Origin of the sequence: Streptomyces cahuitamycinicus, from assembly GCF_002891435.1 — a bacterium.
Lineage (GTDB): Bacteria > Actinomycetota > Actinomycetes > Streptomycetales > Streptomycetaceae > Streptomyces > Streptomyces cahuitamycinicus.
The window spans coordinates 1-1,481 of record NZ_POUC01000819.1 but is presented as its reverse complement, the minus strand read 5'-3'; the positions used below and the strand labels follow the sequence as shown (position 1 = coordinate 1,481).

Genomic DNA, 1,481 nt, shown 5'->3' with positions numbered 1-1,481 from the left:
CTACTCCCAACTCACCAGCTCCACCAGCGACCCCTGCGGCCTGCTGCACTACGACGGCGAGTACCACCTCTTCCACCAGGACGAGGGCCGCTGGGCACACGCGGTCAGCACCGACCTCGTCCACTGGACCGACGAACCGGTCGCACTCGTCCCCGGCACCACCGGCCCCGACCGCGACGGCTGCTGGTCCGGAGTCCTGGTCGACGACGGCGGTGTGCCCACGCTCGTCTACTCGGGCAGGCACGGCGAGCATGAACTCCCGTGCGTGGCCAGAGGATCGGCGGATCTGAGGTACTGGACCAAGGATCCGGCCAACCCGGTCATCGCCGCCCCGCCGGAGGGCATCGACATCACGGCCTTCCGCGACCACTGCGTGTGGCGGGAGGGCCAGCTGTGGCGCCAGCTGGTGGGCTCGGGAATCCGGGGTGCCGGCGGTACGGCCTTCCTGTACGAATCCGACGACCTGCGCAGCTGGCGCTACGTCGGCCCGCTGCTGACGGGTGACGCCTCGCAGAACCGGGGCGAGCTCGACTGGACCGGCACCATGTGGGAGTGCGTCGACCTCTTCCGGCTCGGCGAGGGCGAGGAGGCCAGCAGCACCGACGTGCTGGTCTTCTCCGCCTGGGATGAGGGCACCACCCACCACCCCCTGTACTGGACCGGCCGCTACGAGGGCGACACCTTCACCCCGACCGGCCTCCACCGGCTCGACTACGGCGGCCGCTACTTCTACGCTCCCCAGTCCACCGGCGACGAGCACGGCCGCCGCCTCATGTTCGGCTGGCTTCAGGAGGGCCGGACGGACGAGGCGAACGCGCGGGCCGGCTGGTGCGGTGTGATGTCCCTGCCGAGGGTCGTAACACTCGCCACGGACGGCGGCCTGCACCAGGCCCCGGTGCCGGAGCTGACCGAGCTGCGGCGGGAGCGCGTAGAGGTGGCTACAGGTCGGCTGGCCGATTCGTACACCCGGCTGCCCGCCGTGCGCGGGGACCAGCTGGACATCGAGACGACCCTGCGTCTCGCTCCCGGAGCGACCGCCCGGCTCGTGCTCCGCGAGACACCGGACGGCGCGGAACGCACGGTCGTGGAGGTGAGCCGGTCGCACGACGGAGCGAGCGGCACCCTGCGCCTGCACCGCGATACCAGCAGCCTCGACCCGACGGTCGACACCGAACCCCGGTACGGAGAGGTCCCGTTGGGCTCCGACGGGCGGGTCGACCTGCGCGTCCTTGTCGACCACTCCGCACTGGAAATTTTCGCCAACGGGCGTGCCCTGACCGTCCGCATCTACCCCACCCGCCCGGACGAGGCCGTCGGCGTCGGTGTCGGCGCCGACGGCGACGTGGCCCTGGAGCGGTTCGACGTCTGGCAGATGGCGTCGGTCTTCAGCGACGGACCCCGGCCGCTGTGGCCGTGACGGTCTTACACACGGCCACGGCCCTCGGGGTGGACGTCCCCCCAGGCCGTGGCCGTGTGTCTGT

The 1,481-nt window shown here is 71.4% G+C and carries 1 protein-coding gene; it reads left to right on the top strand.

What is annotated here, in order from left to right; all coding sequences use genetic code 11:
- Positions 1–1,417 (top strand): glycoside hydrolase family 32 protein (locus C1J00_RS43155; protein WP_102914206.1); only part of this gene is annotated, 1,417 nt, incomplete at its 5' end.
- Positions 1,418–1,481: the final 64 nt, after the last annotated feature.